We start from the raw sequence: 25,550 nt of genomic DNA, 5'->3' as shown, positions 1-25,550 counted from the left end.
CATAGTGTTTCGGTGGTCATAGCGTTAGGGAAACGCCCGGTTACATTCCGAACCCGGAAGCTAAGCCTTTCAGCGCCGATGGTACTGCAGGGGGGACCCTGTGGGAGAGTAGGACACCGCCGAACAACCCGCCCTTTTAGCTCAGTCGGCAGAGCGTCTCCATGGTAAGGAGAAGGTCAACGGTTCGATTCCGTTAAAGGGCTCAGAGAAAAGGCCCCCGCCAATAGGCGGGGGCCTTTTTGCGTTGTCCTGAGCAGGGAGGAAGTAGGGGCCTCCTCGGAGGCCCCTACTTCCTACTTCTCCGGTTCCTGGAGGCGCATCGTCAGGATGGCCATGTCGTCCGAGGCGGGGGCGTGGGCGAAGCGTTCGACCGCGCGGAGGATGCGCCCGCCGACGGCGCCGGCCGTCAGGCCCGTACAGGTCCTGAGGGCGTCGGCGAGGCCGTCGTCGCCGAGCATGCGGGTGCCCTCGCGGCGCTCGGTGACGCCGTCCGTGACGCACAGGAGGACGTCGCCGGGGTCGAGCGTGAAGGTCTGCTCGTACAGCTCCAGGTCCTCCATCACGCCCAGGAGCGGCTGGGGTTCCGCGGCCGGGATGACCGTGCCGTCGGGGCGGAGGCGGAGCGGGAGCGGATGGCCGGCGCAGACCACCTTCAGGACCGCCGAACCGTCGGTCTGCGGGCGGAGCTCGCCGTACAGGAGGGTCAGGAAGCGGCTGCGGGCGCCCTCGTCGAGGATGGCCGCGTTCAGCCGCTCCAGGACCGCCGGGCCGCCGAAGCCCTCGCGGGCCAGGAGGCGGAGGGCGTGCCGGGCCAGGCCCGTGACGGCCGCGGCCTCCGGGCCCGTACCGCAGACGTCGCCGATGGCGAAGCCGTACACGTCCTCGCGGATGGGGAAGACGTCGTAGAAGTCGCCGCCGACCTCGTTGCCCTCGCCGGCCGCGCGGTAGATGACGTCCACCTCGACGCCGGGGATCTTGGGGAGCTCCGGAGGGAGCAGGCTGCGCTGGAGGGACTGGCTGATGGCGTTGCGCTCCGAGTACAGGCGCGCGTTGTCCAGGGCCAGGGCGGCTCGGCGGGAGAGGTCCTCGGCGAGCTCCAGGATCTCCTGGCGGAAGTGGTCCTCGGCCGGGCGGCCCAGGGTCAGCATGCCGATCACGCGGTTGCGGGCGACCAGGGGCAGGACGACCGTCTCGCCGGCGACCGCGCCGGCCGTGGCCAGGGCGACGTCGATGCCGGAGGAGAGCGGGCTGCCGAGGTGTTCGAGCTCGCGGGCCGAGGCGGCGAGCGCGGCCCGGTGGGCGGCCTCGCCGGGGGCCGTCCACAGCCGGGCGCCGGGGGCCGGCACCGGGTCGGGCGGGGCGATGGAGGCCAGCAGGGCCTTCAGGCCGTCGATGCGGTCCTCGTCCTCGTGGAGCACGTACGAGAGGTACGGATCGGAGGCCGGGTCGGCGATCGTGTAGACGGCGCACCAGGTGGCCAGGGTGGGGACCGTCATCTGGGCCATGAGGGCCAGGGTCTGGTCGCGGTCGAGGGTGCCGGCCAGCAGGTCGGAGGCCTCGACGAGGAAGCTGAGGGAGCCGCGGCGGAGCCGTTCGAGCTCGCCCAGACGGGCGGATTCCACGGCGAGGGCGATGCGGTCGGCGGCGAACTGGAGGCGGAGGGCCTCCTCGTTCGAATAGCGGTTCGCGGCCTCGGCGGCGACGCCGAGGGAGCCGGTGAGACGGCCCTCGACCTTGAGGGGGACCGTGACGACCGAGCGCATGCCGGTGCCTTCGAGGAGGGGGACGGCGCCGGGGACGGCCGCCAGGTCCTCGTGGACGGCGGGCATGCGGGCGGAGCCGTAGCGGCTGGCGCCGGTCTCCACCGGGACGCGGGCGAAGCGCTGGCGCGCGGCCGGGAGGCCGGTCGTCGCCCGTACCTCCAGCTCCGTCTCGTCGTCGGTGGCCAGGAGGAGGAAGGCGGCGTCGCCGTCGAGCATGTCCCGGGCCCGCTCGACCGTGCGCTGGAGCAGTCCGTCCAGGTCGTCGGGGGCGGGGGAGCCGATGAAGACCTCGAAGGGGTCCGTGGCGCGGCTCTCCGCGGTCGGGTCGGCGGCCGGGCGCTGCGGGGTCTGGAGGACGGCGCGCTCGTCCTCCCGGACCAGCAGGCAGACGGTGGAGGGCTCGCCCTGGGCGTCACGTACCCGCAGGTGGGAGGCGTACACGGGGATGACGCGGCCGTCGGCGCGGCGGAGCCCGTAACTGCCCTCCCAGCGGGAGAGGCGGAGGGCCTCGGCGAGGCCGGTGCTGATGCCGGGGGTGTGCGGCCAGGCGGCGAGGTCGCCCAGGGGTTTTCCGGTGACCTGCTCGGGGGCGTACCCGAAGAGCTCCTCGGCGTCCTCGTTCCAGGAGGTGATGGCGCCGCCCCGGTCGATCTGGACGACGGCGACGCGGACGCGGCTGTCGGCGACCGGGAGGAGGGCGTCGGGGAGGACCGGGCCGGCGGAACGGGTGCCGACGGGGCGCTGGGGGAGGTCGAGGTGGAACCAGACGTGCTTGCGGGTGGGGGAGTAGTCGACGCCCCAGCGGTCGGAGAGGGCGGCGCACAGGAGCAGTCCCCGGCCGTTCTCCCGGTCGGGGCTCGCGAGGGTGCGGCCGCTCTGGACGGGGATCTCGCGCTCCGGGTAGCGATCGGCGACCTCGACGCGGATGCTGTCCTCGGAGCGCAGGCACAGGACGTCGGCGGCGGTGCCGGCGTGCACCACGGCGTTGGTGACCAGCTCGCTGGTGAGGACGACGGCGTCGTCGACCAGCTCGGGGTGGCCCCAGCCCTGGAGGGTGTCCCGGACGAAGGCCCGGGCGGCGGCGACGGACCGTCCGACGGGCTCGAAGGTGGCAGTCGCCCGCGCGGTGATCACAGCACTCCTCGTACGCGTCTCGACGCCCGGCTCTGCCATGCTCGGTCTGCCCCTCCCGCTGCCCGGTGGTGGTACGCGCCACACCGCCCCCGCCGGGCTGACCGGGGCGGCTGGACAGCCGGATGCCAGGTTACTTACCTTCGGCGTCCGCGCGGAGGCCGGTCTCCGCTGTTTCCGCCCTCCGGGGGTGGGGACCTTGTGCGAAGCTGCCGAACTGTTATCGCCTGGCTCGGTCGCGGTGAAACACTGGGAATGCTTCGGCGGGAGCCGGAGCGGAACGGTCGAACCCCTTTCGGGAGGGACACGGTGGAGTCTGGCACGGCGGCGCGGCGTGGCGGCGGCAGTGGCACGCGCGCGAGGGGCGGGCGTTCCCGTGGGGGGACGGTACAGGTGGACGCGGCCGCGCTGGAGCGGTTGCTGTCCGCACTGGTGTCGATGCGGGACGGGAACCTGCGGCGGCGGCTGACCGTCTCCGGTGACGGGGTGATGGCGGAGATCGCGGCCGTCTTCAACGAGGTCGCGGACCGGCAGATGCACGTGACCGGGGAGCTGTCGCGGGTGCGGCGGGTCGTCGGGCGCGAGGGCAAGCTGTCCGAACGCCTGGAGGCGGGGGCGACCGAAGGCGCCTGGGCGGCGGCGATCGAGGCGGCGAACGCGCTGGTCGACGATCTGGCGCGGCCGGTGTCCGAGGTGAGCCGGGTGCTGACGGCGGTCGCCGAGGGCGATCTCGAACAGCGGATGGACTTGCGTTCGGAGGGGTCCGACGGGACGGTGCGGCCGCTGCGCGGCGAGTTCCTGAAGGTCGCGCGGACCGTCAACCACCTGGTGGACCAGCTGTCGGTCTTCGCGTCCGAGGTGACGCGGGTGGCCGTCGAGGTGGGCACCGAGGGCATCCTCGGCGGGCAGGCGCACGTACGGGGCGTGTCCGGGTCCTGGAAGGACCTCACGGACTCCGTCAACACGATGGCGAACCAGCTGACGGCGCAGGTGCGGGACATCGCCCTGGTGACGACGGCGGTCGCGAACGGCGATCTCTCGCAGAAGGTCACGGCGAACGTGGCCGGCGAGATGCTCTCGCTGAAGAACACCGTGAACACGATGGTGGACCAGCTGTCGTCGTTCTCGTCCGAGGTAACCCGGGTCGCCCGCGAGGTGGGTACGGAGGGCGAGCTCGGCGGTCAGGCCGAGGTGGCCGGGGTCGCGGGCGTGTGGAAGGACCTCACCGACTCCGTCAACACGATGGCGGGCAACCTCACCAATCAGGTGAGGGGGATCGCGGAGGTGACGACGGCGGTCGCGAACGGCGACCTGTCGCAGAAGGTCACCGTGAGCGCGCGGGGCGAGATCGCCCAGCTCGCCGACACCATCAACCAGATGACGGACACCCTGCGGACCTTCGCGGGCGAGGTGACCCGGGTGGCCGGCGAGGTCGGCGCGGAGGGTCTGCTCGGCGGGCAGGCGCAGGTGCCGGGCGCGGCGGGCACCTGGAAGGACCTCACCGACTCGGTGAACACGATGGCGAACCAGCTGACGGCGCAGGTGCGGGACATCGCCCTGGTGACGACGGCGGTGGCCAACGGTGATCTGTCGCAGAAGGTCACGGTGGACGTGGCGGGCGAGATGCTCTCGCTGAAGAACACCGTGAACACGATGGTGGACCAGCTGTCGTCGTTCTCGTCCGAGGTGACCCGGGTCGCCCGGGAGGTCGGTGTCGAGGGCCGGCTCGGCGGGCAGGCGCAGGTGCAGGGCGCGGCCGGCACGTGGAAGGACCTCACCGACTCGGTGAACACGGCCTTCCACAACCTCACCGGGCAGGTGCGGGACATCGCGCAGGTGACGACGGCGGTGGCGAACGGCGATCTGTCGCAGAAGGTCACCGTGGACGTGGCCGGCGAGATGCTGGAGCTGAAGAACACCGTCAACACGATGGTGTCGCAGCTGTCGTCCTTCGCCGACCAGGTCACGCGGATGGCCCGGGACGTGGGCACCGAGGGCCGACTGGGCGGTCAGGCGCGGGTGGACGGGGTCTCCGGCCGCTGGCGCGAGCTGACCGACTCGGTGAACTTCATGGCCGGGAACCTCACTTCGCAGGTGCGGCAGATCGCGCAGGTGACGACGGCGGTGGCGCGCGGCGACCTGTCGCAGAAGATCGACGTGGACGCGCGCGGCGAGATCCTGGAGCTGAAGAACACCATCAACACGATGGTCGACCAGCTCTCCGCCTTCGCCGACCAGGTGACCCGGGTGGCCCGCGAGGTGGGCACCGACGGGCGGCTCGGCGGTCAGGCGCAGGTGCCGGGCGTCGCCGGCGTGTGGCGGGACCTCACCGACTCGGTGAACGGCATGGCCGGGAACCTGACGGCGCAGGTGCGCAACATCGCGCAGGTCGCCACGGCGGTGGCGCGCGGCGACCTGTCGCAGAAGATCGACGTGGACGCCCGGGGCGAGATCCTGGAGCTGAAGAACACCCTCAACACGATGGTGGACCAGCTGTCGTCCTTCGCGGACCAGGTGACCCGGGTGGCCCGCGAGGTGGGCACCGAGGGCATCCTCGGCGGCCAGGCCGAGGTGCAGGGGGTCTCCGGGACCTGGAAGGACCTGACCCAGTCGGTGAACTTCATGGCGAACAACCTGACCTTCCAGGTCCGGAACATCGCCGAGGTCACCACCGCCGTCGCTCGGGGCGACCTGTCGAAGAAGATCACCGTCGACGCCAAGGGCGAGATCCTGGAGCTCGTCACCACCGTCAACACGATGGTGGACCAGCTGTCGAACTTCGCCGACGAGGTGACCCGGGTGGCCCGCGAGGTGGGCACGGAGGGCATCCTCGGCGGCCAGGCCCGGGTGCGCGGGGTCACCGGCATCTGGAAGGACCTGAGCGACAACGTCAACCTGATGGCCAACAACCTGACCAGTCAGGTGCGGAACATCGCCCGGGTCTCCTCGGCGGTCGCCAACGGCGACCTCACGAAGAAGGTGACGGTGGAGGCGCGCGGCGAGGTCGCCGAACTCGCCGAGACGGTCAACACGATGGTGACGACGCTGTCCTCGTTCGCCGACGAGGTGACCCGGGTGGCCCGCGAGGTGGGCACCGACGGCATCCTCGGCGGCCAGGCCCGGGTGCCCGGTGGCTCCGGCACCTGGAAGGACCTCACCGACTCGGTGAACAGCATGGCCGACAACCTCACCGGCCAGGTGCGGCAGATCGCCGCGGTCACCACCGCCATCGCCAAGGGCGACCTCACCAAGAAGATCGACATCGAGGCGCGGGGCGAGATCCAGGAGCTGAAGAACACCATCAACACGATGGTCGACCAGCTGTCGAACTTCGCCGAGGAGGTCACCCGGGTGGCCCGCGAGGTGGGCACCGACGGGCAGCTCGGCGGTCAGGCGCGGGTCCGGGACGTCGAGGGCACCTGGAGCGACCTCACGCTCTCCGTGAACGAGATGGCCGGGAACCTCACCCGGCAGGTGCGCGCCATCGCGGCCGTCGCGACCGCGGTCACCCGCGGCGACCTCAACGTCAAGATCGACGGTGTGGACGCGGCCGGCGAGATCCAGGCGCTCCAGGAGAACATCAACACGATGATCGCCAACCTGCGCGACACCACTCTCGCCAACGACGAGCAGGACTGGCTGAAGTCGAACCTGGCCCGCATCTCCGGCCTGATGCAGGGCCGCCGGGACCTCGACGACGTCGCCTCGCTCATCATGAGCGAGCTGACGCCGGTGGTCTCCGCCCAGCACGGCGCCTTCTTCGTGGCGACGCCGACCGGCTCCGCCAACCACGACACCGAACTCATCGGCGAGGGCAGCGGCTCGTACGAGCTGCGCATGCGCGGGAGTTACGGCTACTCGGCCGGGTCCATGCCGACCTCCTTCCGCCCCGGCGAGACGCTCATCGGGACGGCGGCGGAGGAGAAGCGGACCATCCAGGTCAACGTGCCGCCGGGCTACCTGAAGATCTCGTCCGGGCTCGGCGAGGCCTCGCCCGCGCACGTCATCGTGCTGCCGGTGCTCTTCGAGGGCAAGGTCCTCGGCGTGATCGAGCTGGCGTCCTTCCAGCCCTTCACCCAGATCCAGCGGGACTTCCTCAACCAGATCGCCGAACTGATCGCGACCACGGTCAACACCATCAGCGTCAACACCAAGACCGAGGTGCTGCTCAAGCAGTCCCAGGAGCTCACCGAGCAGCTCAAGGAGCGGTCGGCCGAGCTGGAGCACCGGCAGAAGGAGCTCCAGAACTCCAACGCCGAACTGGAGGACAAGGCCGAGCTGCTGGCCCGCCAGAACCGCGACATCGAGGTCAAGAACACCGAGATCGAGGAGGCCCGGCAGGTCCTGGAGGAGCGCGCCGAACAGCTCGCCGTCTCCATGCGCTACAAGTCCGAGTTCCTCGCCAACATGTCGCACGAGCTGCGCACCCCGCTCAACTCGCTGCTCATCCTGGCCAAGCTGCTCGCGGACAACGCGGACACCAACCTCACCCCGAAGCAGGTCGAGTTCGCCGAGACCATCCACGGCGCCGGCTCCGACCTGCTCCAGCTCATCAACGACATCCTCGACCTGTCGAAGGTCGAGGCGGGCAAGATGGACGTCTCCCCGACCCGGATCGCGCTCGTGCAGCTCGTCGACTACGTGGAGGCGACCTTCCGGCCGCTCACCGCGGAGAAGGGCCTGGACTTCTCGGTCCGGGTCTCGCCCGAACTGCCCGCCACGCTCCACACCGACGAGCAGCGGCTCCTCCAGGTGCTGCGCAACCTGCTGTCGAACGCGGTGAAGTTCACCGACTCCGGCGCGGTGGAGCTGGTGATCCGGCCGGCCGGCGCGGACGTGCCGCAGCCCATCAGGGAGCAGCTCCTGGAGGCCGGTTCGCTGCGCGACGCCGACGGCGACCTGATCGCCTTCTCGGTGACGGACACCGGCATCGGCATCGCGGCCAGCAAGATGCGGGTCATCTTCGAGGCGTTCAAGCAGGCCGACGGCACCACCAGCCGCAAGTACGGCGGTACGGGCCTCGGGCTCTCGATCAGCCGCGAGATCGCCCGGCTGCTCGGCGGCGAGATCTTCGCGGCGAGCGAGCCGGGCCGCGGCTCCACCTTCACCCTCTACCTGCCGCTGAACCCGACCGAGGTGCCGCCGCACGGGTACGGGCAGGGCGAGGCGGGCGAGCCGGGCCTTCCGGCCGAGGACGGCCGGTCCGGCCACACCTTCCCGCACTTCCCGCCCGCGCCCGTGCGGAGCGAGGCCCGGTCGGGCGCCGGCGCGCTCTTCCGGCACCGGCGGAAGGCCGAGGCCGCGGCGGAGGCGCCGGAGGGGGCGGGCGCGGGCGAGGCACGGGGCGGGGTCCCGGGCCAGCAGGGTCCGGAGGACGCCTTCGGGGAGACAGCGGGCGGGCAGCCGGAGCGCGGCGCGGAGCCGCAGCGCACGTACTCCTTCGCCGGCGAGAAGGTCCTCATCGTCGACGACGACATCCGCAACGTCTTCGCCCTCACCAGCGTCCTCGAACAGCACGGGCTCGCGGTGCTGTACGCGGAGAACGGGCGGGAGGGCATCGAGGTCCTGGAGCAGAACGACGACGTGACGGTCGTTCTGATGGACATCATGATGCCGGAGATGGACGGGTACGCGACGACGACCGCGATCCGGCGGATGCCGCAGTTCGCGGGGCTGCCGATCATCGCACTGACCGCGAAGGCGATGAAGGGCGACCGGGAGAAGGCGATCGATTCGGGGGCCTCCGCCTACGTCACCAAGCCGGTCGACCCCGACTACCTGCTGACGGTCATGGAGCAGTGGATGCGGGGCGAGTGAGGGCCGGCCGCCGGGGGCCGGGCCCACGCGGGACCGGCCCCCCGGCGGCGTACCGCGGGAGAAGAGCGGCGTACTGTCGCCGTCGGCGTGTGAGGGTGCCGGATTCGGGGAACCTTCTCGACCCGTGCCCCGTTTCCGCACTGTGCACAGTGACATCACGGTGACAGGGTGTGGCGACAGGCGGGGTGCGGCTACGATGACCGGCACAAGGACGGACGGCACCGGAAAGCCGTCCTATGGGGCGGCGCCCGGTGCTTCTCCCGGTTCCGGCAGTGGTTCCGGAAGCCGGGTCGAGCCGTTGCCGGGACGAGGAGGACGGGGCATGGTGCAGAAGGCCAAGATCCTCCTGGTCGATGACCGGCCGGAGAATCTGCTGGCGCTGGAGGCCATTCTCTCCGCGCTCGATCAGACGCTGGTGCGGGCATCGTCCGGGGAGGAAGCGCTCAAGGCGCTGCTGACGGACGACTTCGCGGTCATCCTGCTCGACGTCCAGATGCCCGGCATGGACGGCTTCGAGACCGCCGCGCACATCAAGCGCCGCGAGCGGACCCGGGACATCCCGATCATCTTCCTCACCGCGATCAACCACGGCCCGCACCACACCTTCCGGGGGTACGCGGCCGGCGCGGTCGACTACATCTCGAAGCCGTTCGACCCGTGGGTGCTGCGCGCCAAGGTCTCCGTCTTCGTCGAGCTGTACATGAAGAACTGCAAGCTGCGCGAGCAGGCGGCGCTGCTGCGGCTGCAGTTGGAGGGCGGCGGCGAGGGCGGCCAGGGCAAGGAGGCCGCCGGGCTGCTCGCCGAACTGTCCGCCCGGCTCGCCGCCGTCGAGGAGCAGGCCGAGGCGCTCTCCAAGCAGCTCGACGACGAGTCGGCCGACGCGGCCGCCGTCGCCACCGCCGCCCATCTGGAGCGCAAGCTCACCGGCCTGCGGCGTGCCCTTGACGCGCTGGAGCCCGGCACCGGAGGCGTACCCCCGCTGCCCGCGCAGAGCTGAGCCTCCGTCACCGCGGCCGGCCCGCGATGACCGGCCGTCAGCTTCGTGCCGGGGCAAGGGCGACACGTTCGGGTGAGGCGGACAGCCCGGCCGCTCACCGGTAACCTCGACATCATGGCTTCACGTACGTCCGGCAAGGGCTCACAGGGCACCGCACCATCGCGCGCCGGACGGACCACGGGCGCCGCGAAGAAGACGGCCGCCAGGTCCGCGGGCAAGTCCACCGCGAAGTCCTCGGGCAAGGCGCCCGCGAAGAAGGCGGCGGCCAAGAAGGCCGCGCCCGCGAAGCGCGCGCCCGCGAAGAAGACCGCGGCGAAGCGGCCGGCGCCCCGGCCCGCGCCGTCGCCGACCGGGGGCGTCTACAAGGTGGCGCGGGGTGCCGCGCACGGCGTCGGCGCCATGTTCCGGGGGATAGGGCGCGGCGCGAAGGGGCTCGACCCCGCCCACCGCAAGGACGGGCTCGCGCTGCTGCTGCTCGGCGGAGCGCTGATCGTCGCCGCCGGCACCTGGTCCCATCTGGACAACCCGGTGGGCGACCTCGTCGAGATGCTGGTCACCGGCGCCTTCGGCCGGCTCGACCTGCTCGTCCCGCTGCTCCTCGGCGCCATCTCCTTCCGGCTCTTCTGCTACCCGGAGCGGCCCGAGGCCAACGGCCGGATCGTCATCGGGCTCTCCGCCCTCGTCATCGGCGTCCTCGGTCAGGTCCACATCGCCTGCGGTTCGCCGGGCCGGGACTCCGGGGCGGAGGCCATGCAGGACGCGGGAGGGCTGATCGGCTGGGCGTTCTCCCAGCCGCTGGTCTTCATGACGGGGGAGGCGCTCGCCGTTCCCCTGCTCGTGCTGCTCACCCTCTTCGGGCTGCTCGTCGTGACCGCCACCCCGGTCAACGCGATCCCGCAGCGGCTGCGCGCGCTCGGCGTCCGGCTCGGACTGGTCGAGCCCGCGTACGAGGAGACCGCCGAGGAGTACGCCGGGCACGACGACGACGCCTACGAGCCGTACGACGACCCGCGGGAGGCGCCGCCGCGCGCCGCCCGGCCGGTCAGGCGCCGCGGCGGGCCCGCCGACCCGTACGACGTGGACCGGGCCGAGGCGGAGGCCCTGCAGCGGCGCGGCCGCACCTCCCGGCCGCGCACGAGCGCCCCCGATCCCGAGCTCGGCCTGGACCCGGTCGACGTGGCCGCCGCCGCGGCCGCCGCGCTCGACGGCGCGGTGCTCAACGGGATGCCGCCGTCGCCGCTGGTCGCGGACCTGACCCGGGACGTGACCGCCGAGCGGGCCGCCGCCCTGGCCGAGGGGGCCGAGGGGGCGACGGACGAGGCCACCGGGCCCGTACCGCCGATGCCGAAGGCGCCGCCGAACGTGCCGACCGCGCGGGGCGGAGAGAAGCGGCCCGCGGGGGGACCCGTACCGGATCTGACCAAGCCGGCGCCGGAGCCGACGGACCTGCCGCCGCGGGCCGAGCAGCTCCAGCTCTCCGGCGACGTCACCTACTCGCTGCCCTCGCTCGACCTGCTGGAGCGGGGCGGTCCCGGCAAGACCCGCAGCGCCGCGAACGACGCCGTCGTCGACGCGCTGTCGAACGTCTTCACCGAGTTCAAGGTGGACGCGGCCGTCACCGGCTTCACCCGGGGGCCGACGGTCACCCGGTACGAGGTCGAGCTCGGGCCCGCCGTGAAGGTCGAGAAGATCACCGCCCTGACGAAGAACATCGCCTACGCGGTGGCCTCGCCGGACGTGCGGATCATCTCGCCGATCCCCGGCAAGTCCGCCGTCGGCATCGAGATCCCGAACAGCGACCGCGAGATGGTGAACCTCGGGGACGTGCTGCGGCTCGCGGACGCGGCCGGGGACGAGCACCCGATGCTGGTCGCGCTCGGCAAGGACGTCGAGGGCGGCTATGTGATGGCCAACCTGGCGAAGATGCCGCACGTGCTCGTCGCCGGCGCCACCGGCTCCGGCAAGTCCTCGTGCATCAACTGCCTGATCACCTCGGTGATGATAAGGGCGACCCCGGAGGACGTCCGGATGGTGCTCGTCGACCCCAAGCGGGTCGAGCTCACCGCCTACGAGGGCATCCCGCACCTGATCACTCCGATCATCACCAACCCCAAGCGGGCCGCCGAGGCCCTCCAGTGGGTGGTGCGCGAGATGGACCTGCGCTACGACGACCTGGCCGCCTTCGGCTTCCGGCACATCGACGACTTCAACCAGGCGATCCGCGACGGCAAGGTGCAGCTGCCGCCCGGCAGCGAGCGCGAGCTCAAGACGTACCCGTACCTGCTCGTCATCGTCGACGAGCTCGCCGACCTGATGATGGTCGCGCCCCGCGACGTCGAGGACGCCATCGTCCGCATCACCCAGCTGGCCCGCGCCGCCGGCATCCACCTGGTGCTCGCCACCCAGCGGCCCTCGGTGGACGTCGTCACCGGTCTGATCAAGGCGAACGTGCCGTCCCGGCTCGCCTTCGCCACCTCCTCGCTCGCCGACAGCCGGGTCATCCTCGACCAGCCGGGCGCCGAGAAGCTCATCGGCAAGGGCGACGGCCTCTTCCTGCCGATGGGTGCGAACAAGCCGACCCGTATGCAGGGCGCCTTCGTCACCGAGGCCGAGGTCGCGGCCGTCGTGCAGCACTGCAAGGACCAGATGACGCCGGTCTTCCGGGACGACGTCACCGTCGGCACCAAGCAGAAGAAGGAGATCGACGAGGAGATCGGCGACGACCTCGACCTGCTGTGCCAGGCGGCCGAGCTGGTCGTCTCGACCCAGTTCGGCTCGACCTCGATGCTCCAGCGGAAGCTGCGGGTGGGCTTCGCCAAGGCCGGGCGGCTGATGGACCTGATGGAGTCCCGGAACATCGTGGGACCCAGCGAGGGCTCCAAGGCGCGCGACGTGCTCGTCAAGCCGGACGAGCTGGACGGGGTGCTCGCGGTGATCCGCGGGGAGTCGGCGGAGTGACGGGACGGCGCGTGTGCGCCGGCCGGGGCGGGGTATGCGTTCGAGACCTGGCCGAGACTCACTCGTAAGGGAACAGAGGGCAACCGTTTCCCCTCGTCGTACGTCAAGTTGGACGGAGGGGAAGAGGATGTCCCTCCAGGAGACGTCTCTCCAGGAGATGTCTCTTCAGGAGATGTCTCTCCGCCGGGATGTACAACCTCATGGCGTACAAACCGCACCCGCCCGGTTGCCCCACCCTTTCGTACCACCCATAGACTGAACGTCCAGCAGGTGGCTACACGCTCGAAAGGCGCTCTCGTGTCCATCGGCAACTCCCCCGAAGACGACCGGACGTTCCCGTCAGACGACCGGGAACCGATCGGTCGCACCCTCCAGCAGGCCCGCATCGCCGCCGGCCTCAGCGTCGAAGAGGTCAGCGCCTCCACCCGTGTCCGGATCCCGATCGTGCACGGCATCGAGGAGGACGACTTCTCGCGCTGCGGCGGCGACGTCTACGCGCGCGGTCACATCCGCACCCTCGCGCGCGCCGTCGGGCTCGATCCGGCGCCGCTGATCGAGCGGTACGACGCCGAGCACGGCGGCCGTCCCGCGCCCACCCCCGCCGCCCCGCTGTTCGAGGCGGAACGCATCCGCCCCGAGCCCCGGCGGCCCAACTGGACCGCGGCCATGGTCGCGGCGATCGTCGCCGTCGTCGGCTTCGTCGGCTTCACGATGTTCAACGGCACCGACGAGCCGAAGGGGACCACGGCCGCCGAGGGCGGCCCCGCCCCGGCCCCGGAGAAGGCGTCCTCCCCGGCCAAGCCGAAGCCCGTCAAGCCCGCGCCCAAGCCGACCGGGAGCGCCATCGCGGCCGTCCCGGCCGACAAGGTCACCGTCAAGCTCACCGCCGACGGCAAGAGCTGGATCTCGGCCAAGGCCTCCGACGGCAAGATGCTCTTCGACGGCTTCCTCCAGGAAGGCGACACCAAGACCTTCCAGGACGACGAGCAGGTCGACCTCGTCCTCGGCAACGCCGGCGCGATCGAGCTGTACGTCAACGGCAAGAAGGTCTCCGAGAAGTTCGAGGACGGCCAGGTGGAGCGCCTCAGCTACACCAAGGGCGACCCCGAGGCCGGCTGACCGGAGCGGTAGCGGTGTGACCTCCGTCGCGCAGGTGAACCCTGAGCGACGGGGTCACGTCCGGGACGAAGTAGTCTTGAGTCCATGCCCGAACGCCGTACCGTCGCCCTTGTCACTCTCGGCTGCGCCCGTAACGAGGTGGACTCGGAGGAGCTCGCAGGCCGCTTGGCAGCGGACGGCTGGGAGCTCGTCGAGAACGCCGAGGACGCAGACGTCGCCGTCGTCAACACCTGTGGCTTCGTCGAAGCCGCCAAGAAGGACTCCGTCGACGCCCTCCTCGAAGCCAATGATCTGAAGGATCACGGCAAGACCCAGGCCGTCGTCGCCGTCGGCTGCATGGCCGAGCGCTACGGCAAGGAGCTGGCCGACGCCCTCCCCGAAGCCGACGGCGTGCTCGGCTTCGACGACTACGCCGACATCTCCAACCGCCTCCAGACCATCCTCAGCGGTGGCAGCGTCGAGGCCCACACCCCGCGTGACCGGCGCAAGCTCCTCCCGCTCTCCCCGGTCGACCGCCAGCAGGCCGCCGCCGAGGTCGCCCTCCCGGGCCACGGAGCCGCCGAGGAGCCGCAGAACGTCCCGGGCGACCTGCCCGACGGCCTCGCGCCCGCCTCGGGCCCGCGCGCCCCGCTCCGCCGCCGCCTCGACCGCAGCCCCGTCGCCTCCGTGAAGCTCGCCTCCGGCTGCGACCGCCGCTGCTCCTTCTGCGCCATCCCGTCCTTCCGCGGCAGCTTCGTCTCCCGCCGTCCCTCGGACGTGCTGAACGAGACGCGGTGGCTCGCCGAGCAGGGCGTCAAGGAGATCATGCTGGTCTCCGAGAACAACACCTCGTACGGCAAGGACCTCGGCGACATCCGCCTCCTGGAGGGCCTGCTGCCCGAGCTCGCGGCCGTCGACGGCATCGAGCGCGTCCGGGTCAGCTACCTCCAGCCGGCCGAGATGCGCCCCGGCCTCATCGACGTGCTGACCTCCACCGACAAGGTCGTGCCCTACTTCGACCTGTCGTTCCAGCACAGCGCCCCCGACGTGCTGCGCGCCATGCGCCGCTTCGGCGACACCGACCGCTTCCTCGACCTGCTCGCGACGATCCGCGAGAAGGCCCCGACGGCCGGCGCCCGGTCCAACTTCATCGTCGGCTTCCCCGGCGAGACCGAGGCCGACTTTGCCGAGCTGGAGCGCTTCATCACCCACGCCCGGCTCGACGCCATCGGCGTCTTCGGCTACTCCGACGAGGACGGCACCGAAGCCGCCACGTACGAGCACAAGCTCGACCAGGACGTCGTCGACGCCCGCCTCGCCCACCTCTCCCGCCTCGCCGAGGAGCTCACCGCGCAGCGCGCCGAGGAGCGGATCGGGGAGATGCTGGAGGTACTGGTGGAGACCGAGGACGAGGAGGACGGCTGGATCGGCCGCGCCGCCCACCAGGCCCCCGAGACGGACGGCCAGGTGATCCTCACCGACGGTGGTGGCGCGGGCCTCGACCTGGCCCCGGGCCGTATGGTCAGGGCGAAGGTCGTGGCCAGCGAAGGCGTCGACCTCGTGGCGGAGTGTGTCGAGGAGGTGGGCAGATGACCGGAGTCCCGGCATCCGCGACGGGCGGGACCGGCAGGCCGGCGCCCCGCGGCAAGCTGGGCTCGGCGGCCGTGAACCCCGTCAGCGTCTGGAACATCGCCAACATCCTCACCATGATCCGGCTCGTCCTCGTGCCGGGCTTCGTGGTGCTGCTCCTCCAGGACGGCGGGCACGACCCCGTCTGGCGGGCCTGGGCCTGGGCGGCGTTCGCCGTCGCCATGATCACGGACGTCTTCGACGGACATCTCGCCCGCACGTACAACCTGGTCACCGACTTCGGGAAGATCGCCGACCCGATCGCCGACAAGGCGATCATGGCCGCCGGACTGATCTGCCTGTCGGGCCTCGGCGATCTGCCGTGGTGGGTGACCGGGGTGATCCTGGCGCGCGAGCTGGGGATCACGCTGATGCGTTTCTGGGTGATCCGGCACGGGGTCATCCCGGCCAGCCGGGGCGGCAAGATGAAGACGCTCGCCCAGGGCACGGCCGTGGGCATGTACGTGCTCATGCTGACCGGCCCGCTGGCGACGCTGCGCTTCTGGGTGATGGCGGTCGCGGTCGTGCTGACCGTCGTCACCGGTCTGGATTATGTGCGACAGGCGGTCGTACTGAGGCGCAAGGGGCTGGCGGCCGAGCGGGCCGCGGCCCGCTCGGGGGCGACGGAGGCCTCGGCGCGATGAGCGCGGTGGCCGCCGCCGTCCTGGGTCTGCTCACGGAGCGTGGCCAGACGCTGGCCGCCGCCGAATCGCTCACCGGCGGCCTCGTGGCCGCCGAGCTGACCGGGACGCCCGGGGCGTCCCGCGCCTTCCGCGGCTCCGTCACCGCGTACGCGACCCCCCTCAAGCACGAGCTGCTCGGGGTGGACGCCGGCCTGCTGCGGGAGCGCGGTGCGGTGGATCCCGAGGTCGCGGTGCAGATGGCACGGGGTGTGCGCGAGCGGCTCGGCGCCGATTGGGGGATGTCGACGACCGGGGTCGCGGGGCCCGATCCGCAGGACGGACAGCCCGTGGGGACCGTCTACGTGGCGGTGGCCGGACCCGCTACGACAGGCGCCGCGGCCGGGAAAGTGGTGTCGTTGAGATTGAACGGCGATCGCGCGGAAATCCGTAGAGAGAGTGTGCGGAGCGTGCTGGAACTGCTCCACGCGGAACTCTCGGCAAATGCGCGGGCACAGGATACGGAACAGAACGGGGGGAATTGATGTTTGCAGCCCTGAGTGAACACGACATCGCTCCCCGCACGGCCGCGGCGCGAGGCGGTACGGTGGGGCGTGAAGGATGCGGCTACGCGGTCCGAGGAGGGAGCCACCGATGATTCTGCTCCGTCGCCTGTTGGGTGACGTGCTGCGTCGGCAGCGCCAGCGCCAGGGCCGTACTCTGCGCGAAGTCTCCTCGTCCGCCCGAGTCTCGCTCGGCTATCTCTCCGAGGTGGAGCGGGGGCAGAAGGAGGCTTCCTCCGAACTGCTCTCCGCTATCTGCGACGCGCTGGACGTACGGATGTCCGAGCTCATGCGGGAAGTGAGCGACGAGCTGTCACTGGCCGAACTGGCCGCGTCGGCGGCCTCGAGCGAACCGGTGCCCGCACCGGTCCGTCCGATGCTCAATTCGGTGTCGGTGACGTCGGTGGCCGGTGTGCCCACCGAGCGGGTGACCATCAAGGCGCCCGCGGAGGCCGTGGACGTCGTCGCCGCCTGAACCCCCGAACGGGTCGAAGCCCCGGTCGGTGCCCCTTGACGGGGGCATCGGCCGGGGCTTCGACGTGGTGTTCCTCGGCTTTCGACGTGATGTTCTTTCGGTTTCGACGTGATGTTCTTTCGCTCCGGAGCTTTTCTTCGGGGTTGAGGGCTTTTGTTTGAGATGTCGGATTCCGGACAGGCGTGCCATGGTGGGGGAGACGTTCGACTGGTTGGAGACTCCGCATGTCTGTCGTGAAGAGCCCGCTGTCCGAAGCCGACCTCAAGACGGTCGGCAACGCCCTCCAGGGCGCCCTGGTCGATCTCGTCGACCTGGCGCTGGTCGCCAAGCAGGTGCACTGGAACGTCGTCGGGCCGCGGTTCCGCTCCGTCCACCTCCAGCTGGACGAGGTGGTGGACACCGCCCGGCTGCACTCCGACACCGTGGCCGAGCGGGCCTCGGCGCTCGGGGTGAACCCCGACGGGCGGGCGGCGACGGTGGCCGCCGGCAGTGCGATCGGTACGGTGCCGGAGGGCTGGGTCAAGGACGCGGACGCGGTGCGGATCCTGGTGACCTCGCTCGGCGCCGTCATCACCCGGATGCGGGAACGGGTGGACGTCACCGGAGAGCCCGACCCCGTCAGCCAGGACATCCTCATCGGCCTCACGGCGGACCTGGAGAAGCATTCGTGGATGTTCCAGGCCGAGAGCGCGTAGGCGGTCGGTCGTGGCGGCGATAGGTGACGTGGGGGCGATACGTGGCGTGGGGGCTGCCGCCCGCGGCGTGCGGGGTCCGGTGCGCGGGGGCGTCCGCCGGACCGTGCGCGGGGTGTGCGCCGGGGCTGACACCGGTGCGCCCTCCCGCAGGGTGATCCTGCCGGTCTAGCGTCGAGCGCAGGAGGCGGCCATGGTACGGCGACGGGTTCCGCTGGTGACGCTCACGCTGATCGCGGTCGGGCTGGTGGTCGGGGGGCTCTGGTGGTGGGCGGTGCTGCGCCTGCTGCTGGTTCCGGGGGACTCCGGACCGGTCGAGGGGGCGGTGGCCGCGGGCGGCTGGGGGCTGAGCCTGCTGCCGGTGCACGTGGCCGCCTCCTCACGGCCCGCGCGCCTCACCAGGGCATGGCGACGCCGCCGTTCGGGCGCAGGATCTGCCCCGTCGTGAACGAGGAGGCGTCGCAGGCGAGATGGAGGACCGCGTGCGCGATGTCCTCGGGCTCGCCGACCCGCCGCAGGGGTGAGTGACGGACCATCGCGGCCTCCGCCTGCTCCTGGGCGGAGGGTTCATGACGGTCCGTCATGGGGGTGCGGATCCAGCCGGGCGCGACCGCGTTGACCCTGATGCCGTGCGGGCCCGCCTCCACCGCGAGCGTCTTGGCCAGCTGGACGACGGCCGCCTTGGCGACGCTGTAGCAGAGCAGGCCGGGACTCGCGGTGTCCATCGCACCCGAGGCCATCGTGACGATCGACCCCCGGGTGCCGGAGGCGATCATCGAACGGGCGGCCTCCTGGCAGGCCTGGAGCACGCCCTTGAAGTTCACGGCGAGGACGCGGTCGAGATCCTCCTCGCGGGTCTCCAGGACCGTGCTCGTGTGCATGATCCCGGCGACCGCCGCCATCACGTGCAGCGGCCCTGCCGCGTCGACGGCGGCGGCGAGCGCGGGCCGGTCGGTGACGTCGAGGGGGTGCGTGCGCGCCGTGCCGCCCTCGCGGGTGATCAGGGCGGCCGTCTCCGCCAGGCCCGGCTCGTCGCGGTCCGCGAGGTGGAGGCTCGCGCCCGCGCGGGCGAGGAGGACGGCGCTGGCGCGGCCGATGCCGCTGGCGGCGCCCGTCACGAACGCGGTGCGGCCGGTGAGGTCGTACGCCGAGAGGTTCATGGCGGGACCGTACGACCGAATCTGACGGATCGTCAATTGTGGGGTGGGGTCCGGTCCTGGGGTGGGGTCCGGTCCGAGGGGGTTCCCTCGGGGCCGTGCTGGCAGCCAGGGCACCAGTAGGTGACGCGGTCGCCCAGCTCCGCCTTGCGGACGGGGGTGCCGCAGCGGAGGCAGGGGCGGCCCTCGCGGCCGTAGACGTGGAGCGGGGTGCCGGGGCGGCGGGTGGTCGTGGTGCGCCGATCGGGACGTTCCTTGTTCGCCTCCAGGAGTCGGTGGGCGGTCGCCACCAGGCGGGGCGGGACACCGGGGTCGAGCTCGCCGACCGGGAGCCACGGGGTGACGGCGGCCAGGAAGGCGAGCTCCGACTTGTAGACGTTCCCGATGCCGGCGAGATTGCGCTGGTCGAGCAGGGCCTCGCCGAGGGGGCGGGACGGGTCGGCGAGGAGACGGCGCGCCGCCTCCTCCGGGTCCCAGTCCGGGCCGAGCAGGTCGGGGCCGAGATGGCCGACCACCCGGGCCTCCTCCGCGGTGCGGACCAGCTCCAGGACCGGGAGCCGGTAGCCGTACGCGGTGTGCTCCTCGTTCCCGAGCACGGCGCGGATCTGGTGCTCGGGGCCGCCGCGCGGGCGCTCCCCGGTCGGGAACACCTTCCACGCGCCGTCCATCCGCAGGTGCGAGTGGAGGGTGAGCCCGCCGTCGATCCGGGTCAGGAGGTGCTTGCCGCGCGGGGTGACGTCCAGGACCGCGCGGCCGGTGAGGTCGGCGGTCGCGAAGCGCGGCACCCGCAGGTCGGCGCGGGTCAGCACCCGCCCGGCGAGCGCGGTGTGCAGCCGGTGGGCGGCCTGCCAGACGGTGTCTCCTTCGGGCAACGGAGTCGGCCCTCCTCTCCGGGTCTCCCTGGCTTCGTCAGGGTCTCAGGCGCAGACCGCGCGGGGTGGCCAGGAAGCCGGCCGCCTCCAGGGGGCGGGCCAAGGGGGAGGTCAGGGCCGTCGCGCCGTTGATCCGCTCGACCGTGACCGTGCCCAGGGCGCCCGCCCGGGCCGCCTCGGCCAGGGCGCCGGCCGCCGCCGCGAGGGCAGGGGCGTCCGGTTCCGTCTGCCAGGACAGCACCGACTTGCCGCCGCGCTCCACGTACAGGGTCAGCTCGCCGTCGACCAGGACCACCAGGGCGCCCGCCTTGCGGCCGGGCTTGTGGCCCGCGCCGGTCGGGGTCTCCGGCCACGGCAGGGCCGCCCCGTACGCGTTCGCCGGGTCGGCGGCGGCCAGCACCACCGCCCGCGGGCCCGCGGCCGCCTCGGCTCCCCGGTCCCGGGCGGTCGCCGCCGCCCGAAGCCGGTCCACGGCCCCGTCCATCGCGAACTGGGCCGCGCCCAGACCCTCCACGACATAGCCGCGCCTGGCCTGGCCGCTGTCCTCGAACGCGGACAGGATCCGGTAGACCGCGGAGAAGCCGCCCGCGACGCCCTCGGCGGCGACGGCGCCACGGGTCACCACCCCGTGCCGGTCCAGGAGGGTGCGGGCCAGCGCGTGCGCCCGGTGGGTCGGCTCGGGCTCGGCGGGCGGCAGCAGCGCCCAGCGGCCCGAGACCGTCGGCGGGCCCGAGCGGGAGGCCGGGCGGGTGGCGCCCAGGGTGCCGTACCGCCCGCGCGGCACCGTGCGCCGGGCCCGGTGGGCGGTCGAGCCGGCGGTGCGGCCCGAGCCGAGGAGGGACCGCAGCGGCGCCAGGGTGTCGTTGGTGAGCCGGCCCGACCAGGCCAGGTCCCACAGGGCGTCGGCGAGCTGGGGATCGGTGGCGTCCGGGTGGGTGGTGATCCGGACCTGGTCGGCGATCTGGCGGAAGAAGAGGCCGTATCCGCCGGTCAGGGCCGTCAGGACCGACTCGTGGAGCGCGGTGAGCTCCAGCGGGTGCGGCGGGGGCAGCAGCAGCGGGGCCGCGTCCGCGAGGTAGAGCGAGACCCAGCCGTCCTTGCCGGGCAGCGAGCCCGCCCCGGCCCAGACCACCTCGCCGGTGGTGGTCAGCTCGTCGAGCATCCCCGGCGAGTAGTCCCGGACCCGGGACGGCAGGACCAGCTTCTCCAGGGCCGACGCCGGCACGGGCGCGCCCTGGAGCTGCTCGATCGCGCGGGCCAGGCCGTCGATCCCGCGCAGACCGCCCCCGCCCAGGTGCTGCCACTGGGGCAGGAAGGTCGCCAGGGCCGCCGGGGGCACCGGCTCCAGCTCGTGCCGCAGCGCGGCCAGGGAGCGGCGGCGCAGCCGGCGCAGGACGGTGGCGTCGCACCACTCCTGGCCGATGCCCAATTCGGAGACTGCGGCGCGAAGCGCCTCTTCGGACGGGGGGTGGTGGGCGACGGGAGGGCGGAACTCGCCCTGGACGACCCGCCCGGACGCGGCGAGGCGCCGGAGGGCGCCGTCGGTGACGGCGGCGCCGAGGCCGAAGCGGGCGGCGGCCTGGGAGGAGGTGAAGGGGCCGTGGGTGCGGGCGTACCGGGCGAGGAGGTCGCCGAGCGGGTCCTTGACCGGCTCGGTGAAGGCCTCGGGGACGCCGACCGGCAGGGCCGTGCCGAGGGCGTCCCGCAGCCGGCCCGCGTCCTCGATCGCCGCCCAGTGCTCGGTGCCCGCGATCCGCACCGCGATCGCACGCCGGGAGCGGGCCAGCTCTCCCGCCCAGCCCTCCTCGGCGCCGCGCGCGGCCAGCTCGGCGCCGGTCAGCGGGCCGAGGACCCGCAGCAGGTCCGCGACGCCCTCGACGTCCTTGATCCGCCGGTCCTCGGTGAGCCACTGGAGCTCCCGCTCCAGCTCGGTCAGCACCTCCGGGTCGAGCAGCTCGCGCAGCTCCGCCTGGCCGAGGAGCTCCGCGAGGAGCCGGGAGTCCAGGGAGAGCGCGGCCGCCCGGCGCTCGGCGAGCGGGGAGTCGCCCTCGTACAGGAACTGCGCCACGTAGCCGAAGAGCAGGGAGCGGGCGAAGGGGGACGGTTCGGCGGTGGTGACCTCGACGAGGCGGACGCGGCGGGCCTCGATGTCGCCCATCAGCTCGGTGAGGCCGGGCACGTCGAAGACGTCCTGGAGGCATTCGCGGACGGCCTCCAGAACGATCGGGAAGGAGCCGAACTCGCTCGCCACCTGAAGCAGTTGGGACGCCCGCTGGCGCTGCTGCCAGAGCGGGGTGCGCTTCCCGGGGTTCCGCTTCGGCAGCAGCAGGGCGCGGGCGGCGCACTCCCGGAAGCGGGAGGCGAACAGGGCGGAGCCGCCCACCTGGTCGGTGACGATCTGCGCCACCTCGCCCTTGTCGAAGACGGTGTCCGCCGCGCCCACCGGCGCCTGGTCCGCGTCGTACACCGTGTCCAGGTGGCGGCCGGGGTCGACCGGCTCGTGGTCCAGCAGGTCGAGCCCCATGTCGAGGCCCATCAGATCGGCGTCGGGAAGGCGCAGCACGATGCCGTCGTCGGCGTGCATCACCTGCGCGTCCATGCCGTACCGCTCGGCGAGCCGGGCGCCGAGCGCGAGCGCCCACGGCGCGTGCACCTGCGCGCCGAAGGGGGAGTGGACGACGACCCGCCAGTCGCCCAGCTCGTCGCGGAAGCGCTCCACCAGGATCGTGCGGTCGTCCGGGACGTGGCCGCAGGCCTCGCGCTGCTCCTTCAGATACGCCAGGACGTTCTCCGCCGCCCAGGAGTCCAGGCCCGCGGCGATCAGCCGCAGCCGGGCGTCCTCCTCGCCGAGCGCGCCCAGCTCGCGCAGGAACGCGCCGACCGCGCGGCCCAGTTCGAGCGGGCGGCCCAGCTGGTCGCCCTTCCAGAACGGCAGCCGCCCCGGCACACCCGGCGCCGGTGACACCAGGACCCGGTCGCGGGTGATGTCCTCGATCCGCCAGGACGTGGTGCCCAGCGTGAAGACGTCGCCGACCCGGGACTCGTACACCATCTCCTCGTCGAGCTCGCCGACCCGGCCGCCGCCCTTCTTCGGGTCGGAGCCGGCGAGGAACACCCCGAACAGGCCCCGGTCGGGGATGGTGCCGCCGGAGGTGACCGCGAGCCGCTGGGCCCCCGGGCGGCCGGTGACCTTACCCGCCACCCGGTCCCACACGACGCGCGGGCGCAGTTCGGCGAAGGCGTCCGAGGGATAGCGGCCGGCGAGCATGTCAAGCACGCCGGTGAAGGCCGATTCCGGGAGGGAGGCGAAGGGGGCGGCCCGGCGGACCACCGTCAGCAGGTCGTCCACCTGCCAGGTGTCGAGGGCGACCATCGCGACCAGCTGCTGGGCGAGGACGTCCAGCGGGTTGGCCGGGATCCGCAGCGACTCGATGGAGCCCGAGCGCATCCGCTCGGTGACCACGGCCGCCTGCACCAGATCACCGCGGTACTTGGGGAACACCACGCCCGTGGAGACCGCGCCGACCTGGTGGCCCGCGCGGCCCACGCGCTGGAGACCGGAGGCCACGGAGGGCGGCGACTCGACCTGGACGACGAGGTCGACCGCGCCCATGTCGATGCCGAGCTCCAGGCTGGAGGTGGCGACCACGGCGGGCAGCCGGCCCGCCTTCAGGTCCTCCTCGACCTGGGCGCGCTGCTCCTTGGAGACCGAGCCGTGGTGGGCGCGGGCGAGCAGCGGCGGCGCGCCCTGCGCAGCGCCCGACTGGGCCATGATCTCGGCGGGCGGGGCGCCTTCGGGGGCGGGTTCGCCGGTGGCCCGCTCGTAGGCGATCTCGTTGAGCCGGTTGCAGAGGCGCTCGGCGAGGCGCCGGGAGTTGGCGAAGACGATCGTGGAGCGGTGGGCCTGGACGAGGTCGGCGATCCGCTCCTCGACGTGCGGCCAGATCGACGGCTTGTCGCCGCCGTCCTTGCCCTCGGAGGCGGGGGAGCCGCCCAGCTCGCCCATGTCCTCCACGGGTACGACGACGGAGAGGTCGAACTCCTTGCCCGACGGGGGCTGCACGATCTCGACCTGGCGGCCGGGGGAGAGGAAGCGGGCGACCTCGTCGACCGGGCGGACCGTGGCCGAGAGGCCGATCCGGCGGGCGGGGCGGGGGAGCAGCTCGTCGAGCCGCTCCAGGGTGAGGGCCAGGTGTGCGCCGCGCTTGGTGCCGGCGACCGCGTGGACCTCGTCCAGGATGACCGTCTCCACCCCGGACAGCGCCTCCCGGGTGGCCGAGGTCAGCATGAGGAAGAGGGACTCGGGGGTGGTGATCAGGATGTCCGGCGGCCTGGTGGCGAGCGCCCGGCGCTCGGCGGCCGGGGTGTCGCCGGACCGGATGCCGACCCGTACGTCCGGCTCGGGCAGCCCGAGACGCACGGCTTCCTGGCGGATGCCGGTCAGGGGCGAGCGGAGATTGCGCTCCACGTCGACGGCGAGCGCCTTCAGCGGGGAGACGTACAGCACCCGGCAGCGCTTCTTCGGCTCGGCCGGGACCGGCACGGACGCCAGCCGGTCCAGGGAGGCGAGGAAGGCGGCGAGGGTCTTGCCCGAGCCGGTCGGGGCCACGACGAGCACGTCCGAGCCCGCGCCGATGGCCCGCCAGGCGCCCTCCTGGGCGGCCGTGGGCGCGGTGAACGCCCCGGTGAACCACCCGCGGGTGGCCGGGGAGAAGTCTTCGAGCGCGGACGTGACCATGCCCCCCATCGTGCACCCGACCACCGACAACCGCCGTGACCTGTGGAAAACCCGGCCCGGCCCGCGCACGCCCTCACCCCTGCGGGTGGTGCCCCGGGGCGTCGTCCCGGTCGTCGCCCCGACCGGCGCGAGCGCAGAATGGAGGCATGGCGAGGGGCGAGCAGGCACGGTACTGGAAGTACGCCGAGCTGCCGGGGGTCGATCTGCTGCACGCCCACTACATCCAGAAGACCTTCTCCCGGCACACCCACGAGACCTTCGTCTACGCCGCGATCACCGAGGGCGTCGAGTCCTTCCACTCCGGGAGCGAGCTCGTCCACGCCGGTCCCGGACAGATCGCCCTGGTGAACCCCGACACCCCGCACACCGGCTACGCGGGCGTCCCCGAGGGCTGGACCTACCGCACGATCTACCCGGACGCGGAGCTCATCCGCTCCATCGCCGCCGACGCCCTCGACGTCCGTGCCCCGGTCGGCTTCACCCGGCCCGTCGTCGACGACCCGTACGCCGCCCAGCTCGTGATCGGCGTCCACCGGGCCGCCGAGGAGGGCAACGCGCTCGCCGCCGACAGCCTGCTCCGCCTGGTCACCGCCCGGTTGCTGCGCAGCCACGGCGGCCGGCTGCGCCCGTCGGCGCCCCGTGGCGCGGGGGCAAGGGACGCGGCACGGGCCCGTGAGGTCCTGGAGGAGCGGATGGCCGAGCCGCCCACCCTGGAGGGGCTCGCCGCCGACCTCGGCACCAGCCCCTTCGCGCTGCTGCGGGCCTTCCGTGCCGAGTACGGCATGCCGCCGCACACCTGGCTCACCGACGCGCGGGTCCGGCGGGCGCGGCGGCTCCTCGACGCCGGGACGCCGCCGGCCGAGGCGGCGGTCGCCGTCGGCTTCACGGACCAGCCCCACCTCAACCGGCACTTCACCCGCAGCATCGGCGTCCCGCCGGGCGCCTACCAGCGCTCCCGGGGCGTGGACCTCCGCCGTGCCGGGCGCAAGAACGTACAAGACGGGGCGCGGGCGGGCTCGTAACGTCTCCGACGTGGCAGA

General features: G+C 72.5%; 15 protein-coding genes, 1 tRNA gene and 1 rRNA gene. 13 read left to right on the top strand and 4 right to left on the bottom strand.

The genetic code is table 11. The annotated features are described in order from the left end of the window. The first annotated feature begins 8 nt into the window (after positions 1–8). Both rrf and HHL19_RS33900 read left to right on the top strand, forming a co-directional pair. Positions 9–125: ribosomal RNA gene (gene rrf / locus HHL19_RS33905) — 5S ribosomal RNA — on the top strand. Positions 126–130: 5 nt separating this feature from the next. Then, positions 131–203: transfer RNA gene (locus HHL19_RS33900), tRNA-Thr, on the top strand. A 90-nt stretch (positions 204–293) separates the two neighbouring features. Here the strand turns inward: HHL19_RS33900 and HHL19_RS33895 are convergent. Further along, entirely contained in the window at positions 294–2,936 is a 2,643-nt protein-coding gene (locus HHL19_RS33895) for a SpoIIE family protein phosphatase (RefSeq protein WP_169094223.1), read from the bottom strand. A gap of 267 nt (positions 2,937–3,203) precedes the next feature. On the opposite strand from HHL19_RS33895, the gene HHL19_RS33890 reads away from it, so the two are divergent. The 10 genes from HHL19_RS33890 (at position 3,204) to HHL19_RS37920 (ending at position 18,191) form a co-directional block, all read left to right on the top strand. Further along, a complete protein-coding gene (locus tag HHL19_RS33890) occupies positions 3,204–8,711 on the top strand; it encodes a HAMP domain-containing protein (RefSeq protein ID WP_346768515.1) in 5,508 nt (1,835 codons plus the stop codon). A 322-nt stretch (positions 8,712–9,033) separates the two neighbouring features. Next, positions 9,034–9,708 carry a response regulator gene (locus tag HHL19_RS33885; protein ID WP_169094221.1) on the top strand — a complete coding sequence of 225 codons (675 nt, stop codon included), beginning with the start codon at positions 9,034–9,036 and terminating at the stop codon, positions 9,706–9,708. A 114-nt stretch (positions 9,709–9,822) separates the two neighbouring features. Next, a complete protein-coding gene (locus tag HHL19_RS33880) occupies positions 9,823–12,666 on the top strand; it encodes a DNA translocase FtsK (RefSeq protein ID WP_169094220.1) in 2,844 nt (947 codons plus the stop codon). 297 nt (positions 12,667–12,963) lie between these two features. Beyond that, on the top strand, positions 12,964–13,785 hold the full coding sequence (locus HHL19_RS33875) for a helix-turn-helix domain-containing protein (protein WP_169094219.1): 822 nt from the start codon (positions 12,964–12,966) through the stop codon (positions 13,783–13,785). An 84-nt stretch (positions 13,786–13,869) separates the two neighbouring features. Then, entirely contained in the window at positions 13,870–15,357 is a 1,488-nt protein-coding gene (gene rimO / locus HHL19_RS33870; protein ID WP_169094218.1) for a 30S ribosomal protein S12 methylthiotransferase RimO, read from the top strand. Next, a complete protein-coding gene (gene pgsA / locus HHL19_RS33865) occupies positions 15,354–16,037 on the top strand; it encodes a CDP-diacylglycerol--glycerol-3-phosphate 3-phosphatidyltransferase (protein WP_169094217.1) in 684 nt (227 codons plus the stop codon). Before rimO ends, pgsA begins: the two co-directional genes overlap by 4 nt. Continuing rightward, positions 16,034–16,558 carry a CinA family protein gene (locus HHL19_RS33860; protein ID WP_169094216.1) on the top strand — a complete coding sequence of 175 codons (525 nt, stop codon included), beginning with the start codon at positions 16,034–16,036 and terminating at the stop codon, positions 16,556–16,558. Before pgsA ends, HHL19_RS33860 begins: the two co-directional genes overlap by 4 nt. Before the next feature lie 109 nt (positions 16,559–16,667). Then, complete coding sequence (locus HHL19_RS33855; protein WP_169094215.1) at positions 16,668–17,051, top strand: helix-turn-helix transcriptional regulator; 384 nt, start codon at positions 16,668–16,670, stop codon at positions 17,049–17,051. Positions 17,052–17,275: 224 nt separating this feature from the next. After that, positions 17,276–17,746 carry a DNA starvation/stationary phase protection protein gene (locus HHL19_RS33850; protein ID WP_169094214.1) on the top strand — a complete coding sequence of 157 codons (471 nt, stop codon included), beginning with the start codon at positions 17,276–17,278 and terminating at the stop codon, positions 17,744–17,746. A 190-nt stretch (positions 17,747–17,936) separates the two neighbouring features. Next, complete coding sequence (locus HHL19_RS37920; protein ID WP_169094213.1) at positions 17,937–18,191, top strand: hypothetical protein; 255 nt, start codon at positions 17,937–17,939, stop codon at positions 18,189–18,191. Here the strand turns inward: HHL19_RS37920 and HHL19_RS33840 are convergent. From HHL19_RS33840 to HHL19_RS33830, 3 genes are read right to left on the bottom strand one after another with little or no spacing between them, the layout of a single operon-like run. Continuing rightward, positions 18,139–18,903, bottom strand: coding sequence for an SDR family NAD(P)-dependent oxidoreductase (locus HHL19_RS33840; protein WP_169094212.1), 765 nt, complete (start codon positions 18,901–18,903; stop codon positions 18,139–18,141). The genes HHL19_RS37920 and HHL19_RS33840 overlap by 53 nt on opposite strands. A gap of 32 nt (positions 18,904–18,935) precedes the next feature. Further along, positions 18,936–19,772 (bottom strand): Fpg/Nei family DNA glycosylase, encoded by an 837-nt coding sequence (locus tag HHL19_RS33835; protein ID WP_169094211.1) that lies wholly within the window; start codon positions 19,770–19,772, stop codon positions 18,936–18,938. 37 nt (positions 19,773–19,809) lie between these two features. Beyond that, positions 19,810–24,510 (bottom strand): DEAD/DEAH box helicase, encoded by a 4,701-nt coding sequence (locus tag HHL19_RS33830; protein WP_169094210.1) that lies wholly within the window; start codon positions 24,508–24,510, stop codon positions 19,810–19,812. Positions 24,511–24,656: 146 nt separating this feature from the next. Between HHL19_RS33830 and HHL19_RS33825 the strand changes: the two genes are divergently transcribed. Next, positions 24,657–25,532: an AraC family transcriptional regulator gene (locus tag HHL19_RS33825; RefSeq protein WP_169094209.1), complete on the top strand. Its 876-nt coding sequence runs from the start codon at positions 24,657–24,659 to the stop codon at positions 25,530–25,532. Positions 25,533–25,550: the final 18 nt, after the last annotated feature.

It is taken from the genome of Streptomyces sp. R302 (assembly GCF_012927245.1).
Lineage (GTDB): Bacteria > Actinomycetota > Actinomycetes > Streptomycetales > Streptomycetaceae > Streptomyces.
This window is presented reverse-complemented; position numbering and strand designations above follow the sequence as displayed.

Coding starts and splice junctions, on each gene's coding strand:
- HHL19_RS33895 (WP_169094223.1), bottom strand. CDS start 2,936: ATGGCAGAGCCGGGCGTCGAGACGCGTACGAGGAGTGCTGTGATCACC.
- HHL19_RS33885 (WP_169094221.1), top strand. CDS start 9,034: ATGGTGCAGAAGGCCAAGATCCTCCTGGTCGATGACCGGCCGGAGAAT.
- HHL19_RS33880 (WP_169094220.1), top strand. CDS start 9,823: ATGGCTTCACGTACGTCCGGCAAGGGCTCACAGGGCACCGCACCATCG.
- rimO (WP_169094218.1), top strand. CDS start 13,870: ATGCCCGAACGCCGTACCGTCGCCCTTGTCACTCTCGGCTGCGCCCGT.
- pgsA (WP_169094217.1), top strand. CDS start 15,354: ATGACCGGAGTCCCGGCATCCGCGACGGGCGGGACCGGCAGGCCGGCG.
- HHL19_RS33860 (WP_169094216.1), top strand. CDS start 16,034: ATGAGCGCGGTGGCCGCCGCCGTCCTGGGTCTGCTCACGGAGCGTGGC.
- HHL19_RS33855 (WP_169094215.1), top strand. CDS start 16,668: ATGATTCTGCTCCGTCGCCTGTTGGGTGACGTGCTGCGTCGGCAGCGC.
- HHL19_RS33850 (WP_169094214.1), top strand. CDS start 17,276: ATGTCTGTCGTGAAGAGCCCGCTGTCCGAAGCCGACCTCAAGACGGTC.
- HHL19_RS37920 (WP_169094213.1), top strand. CDS start 17,937: ATGGTACGGCGACGGGTTCCGCTGGTGACGCTCACGCTGATCGCGGTC.
- HHL19_RS33840 (WP_169094212.1), bottom strand. CDS start 18,903: ATGAACCTCTCGGCGTACGACCTCACCGGCCGCACCGCGTTCGTGACG.
- HHL19_RS33830 (WP_169094210.1), bottom strand. CDS start 24,510: ATGGTCACGTCCGCGCTCGAAGACTTCTCCCCGGCCACCCGCGGGTGG.
- HHL19_RS33825 (WP_169094209.1), top strand. CDS start 24,657: ATGGCGAGGGGCGAGCAGGCACGGTACTGGAAGTACGCCGAGCTGCCG.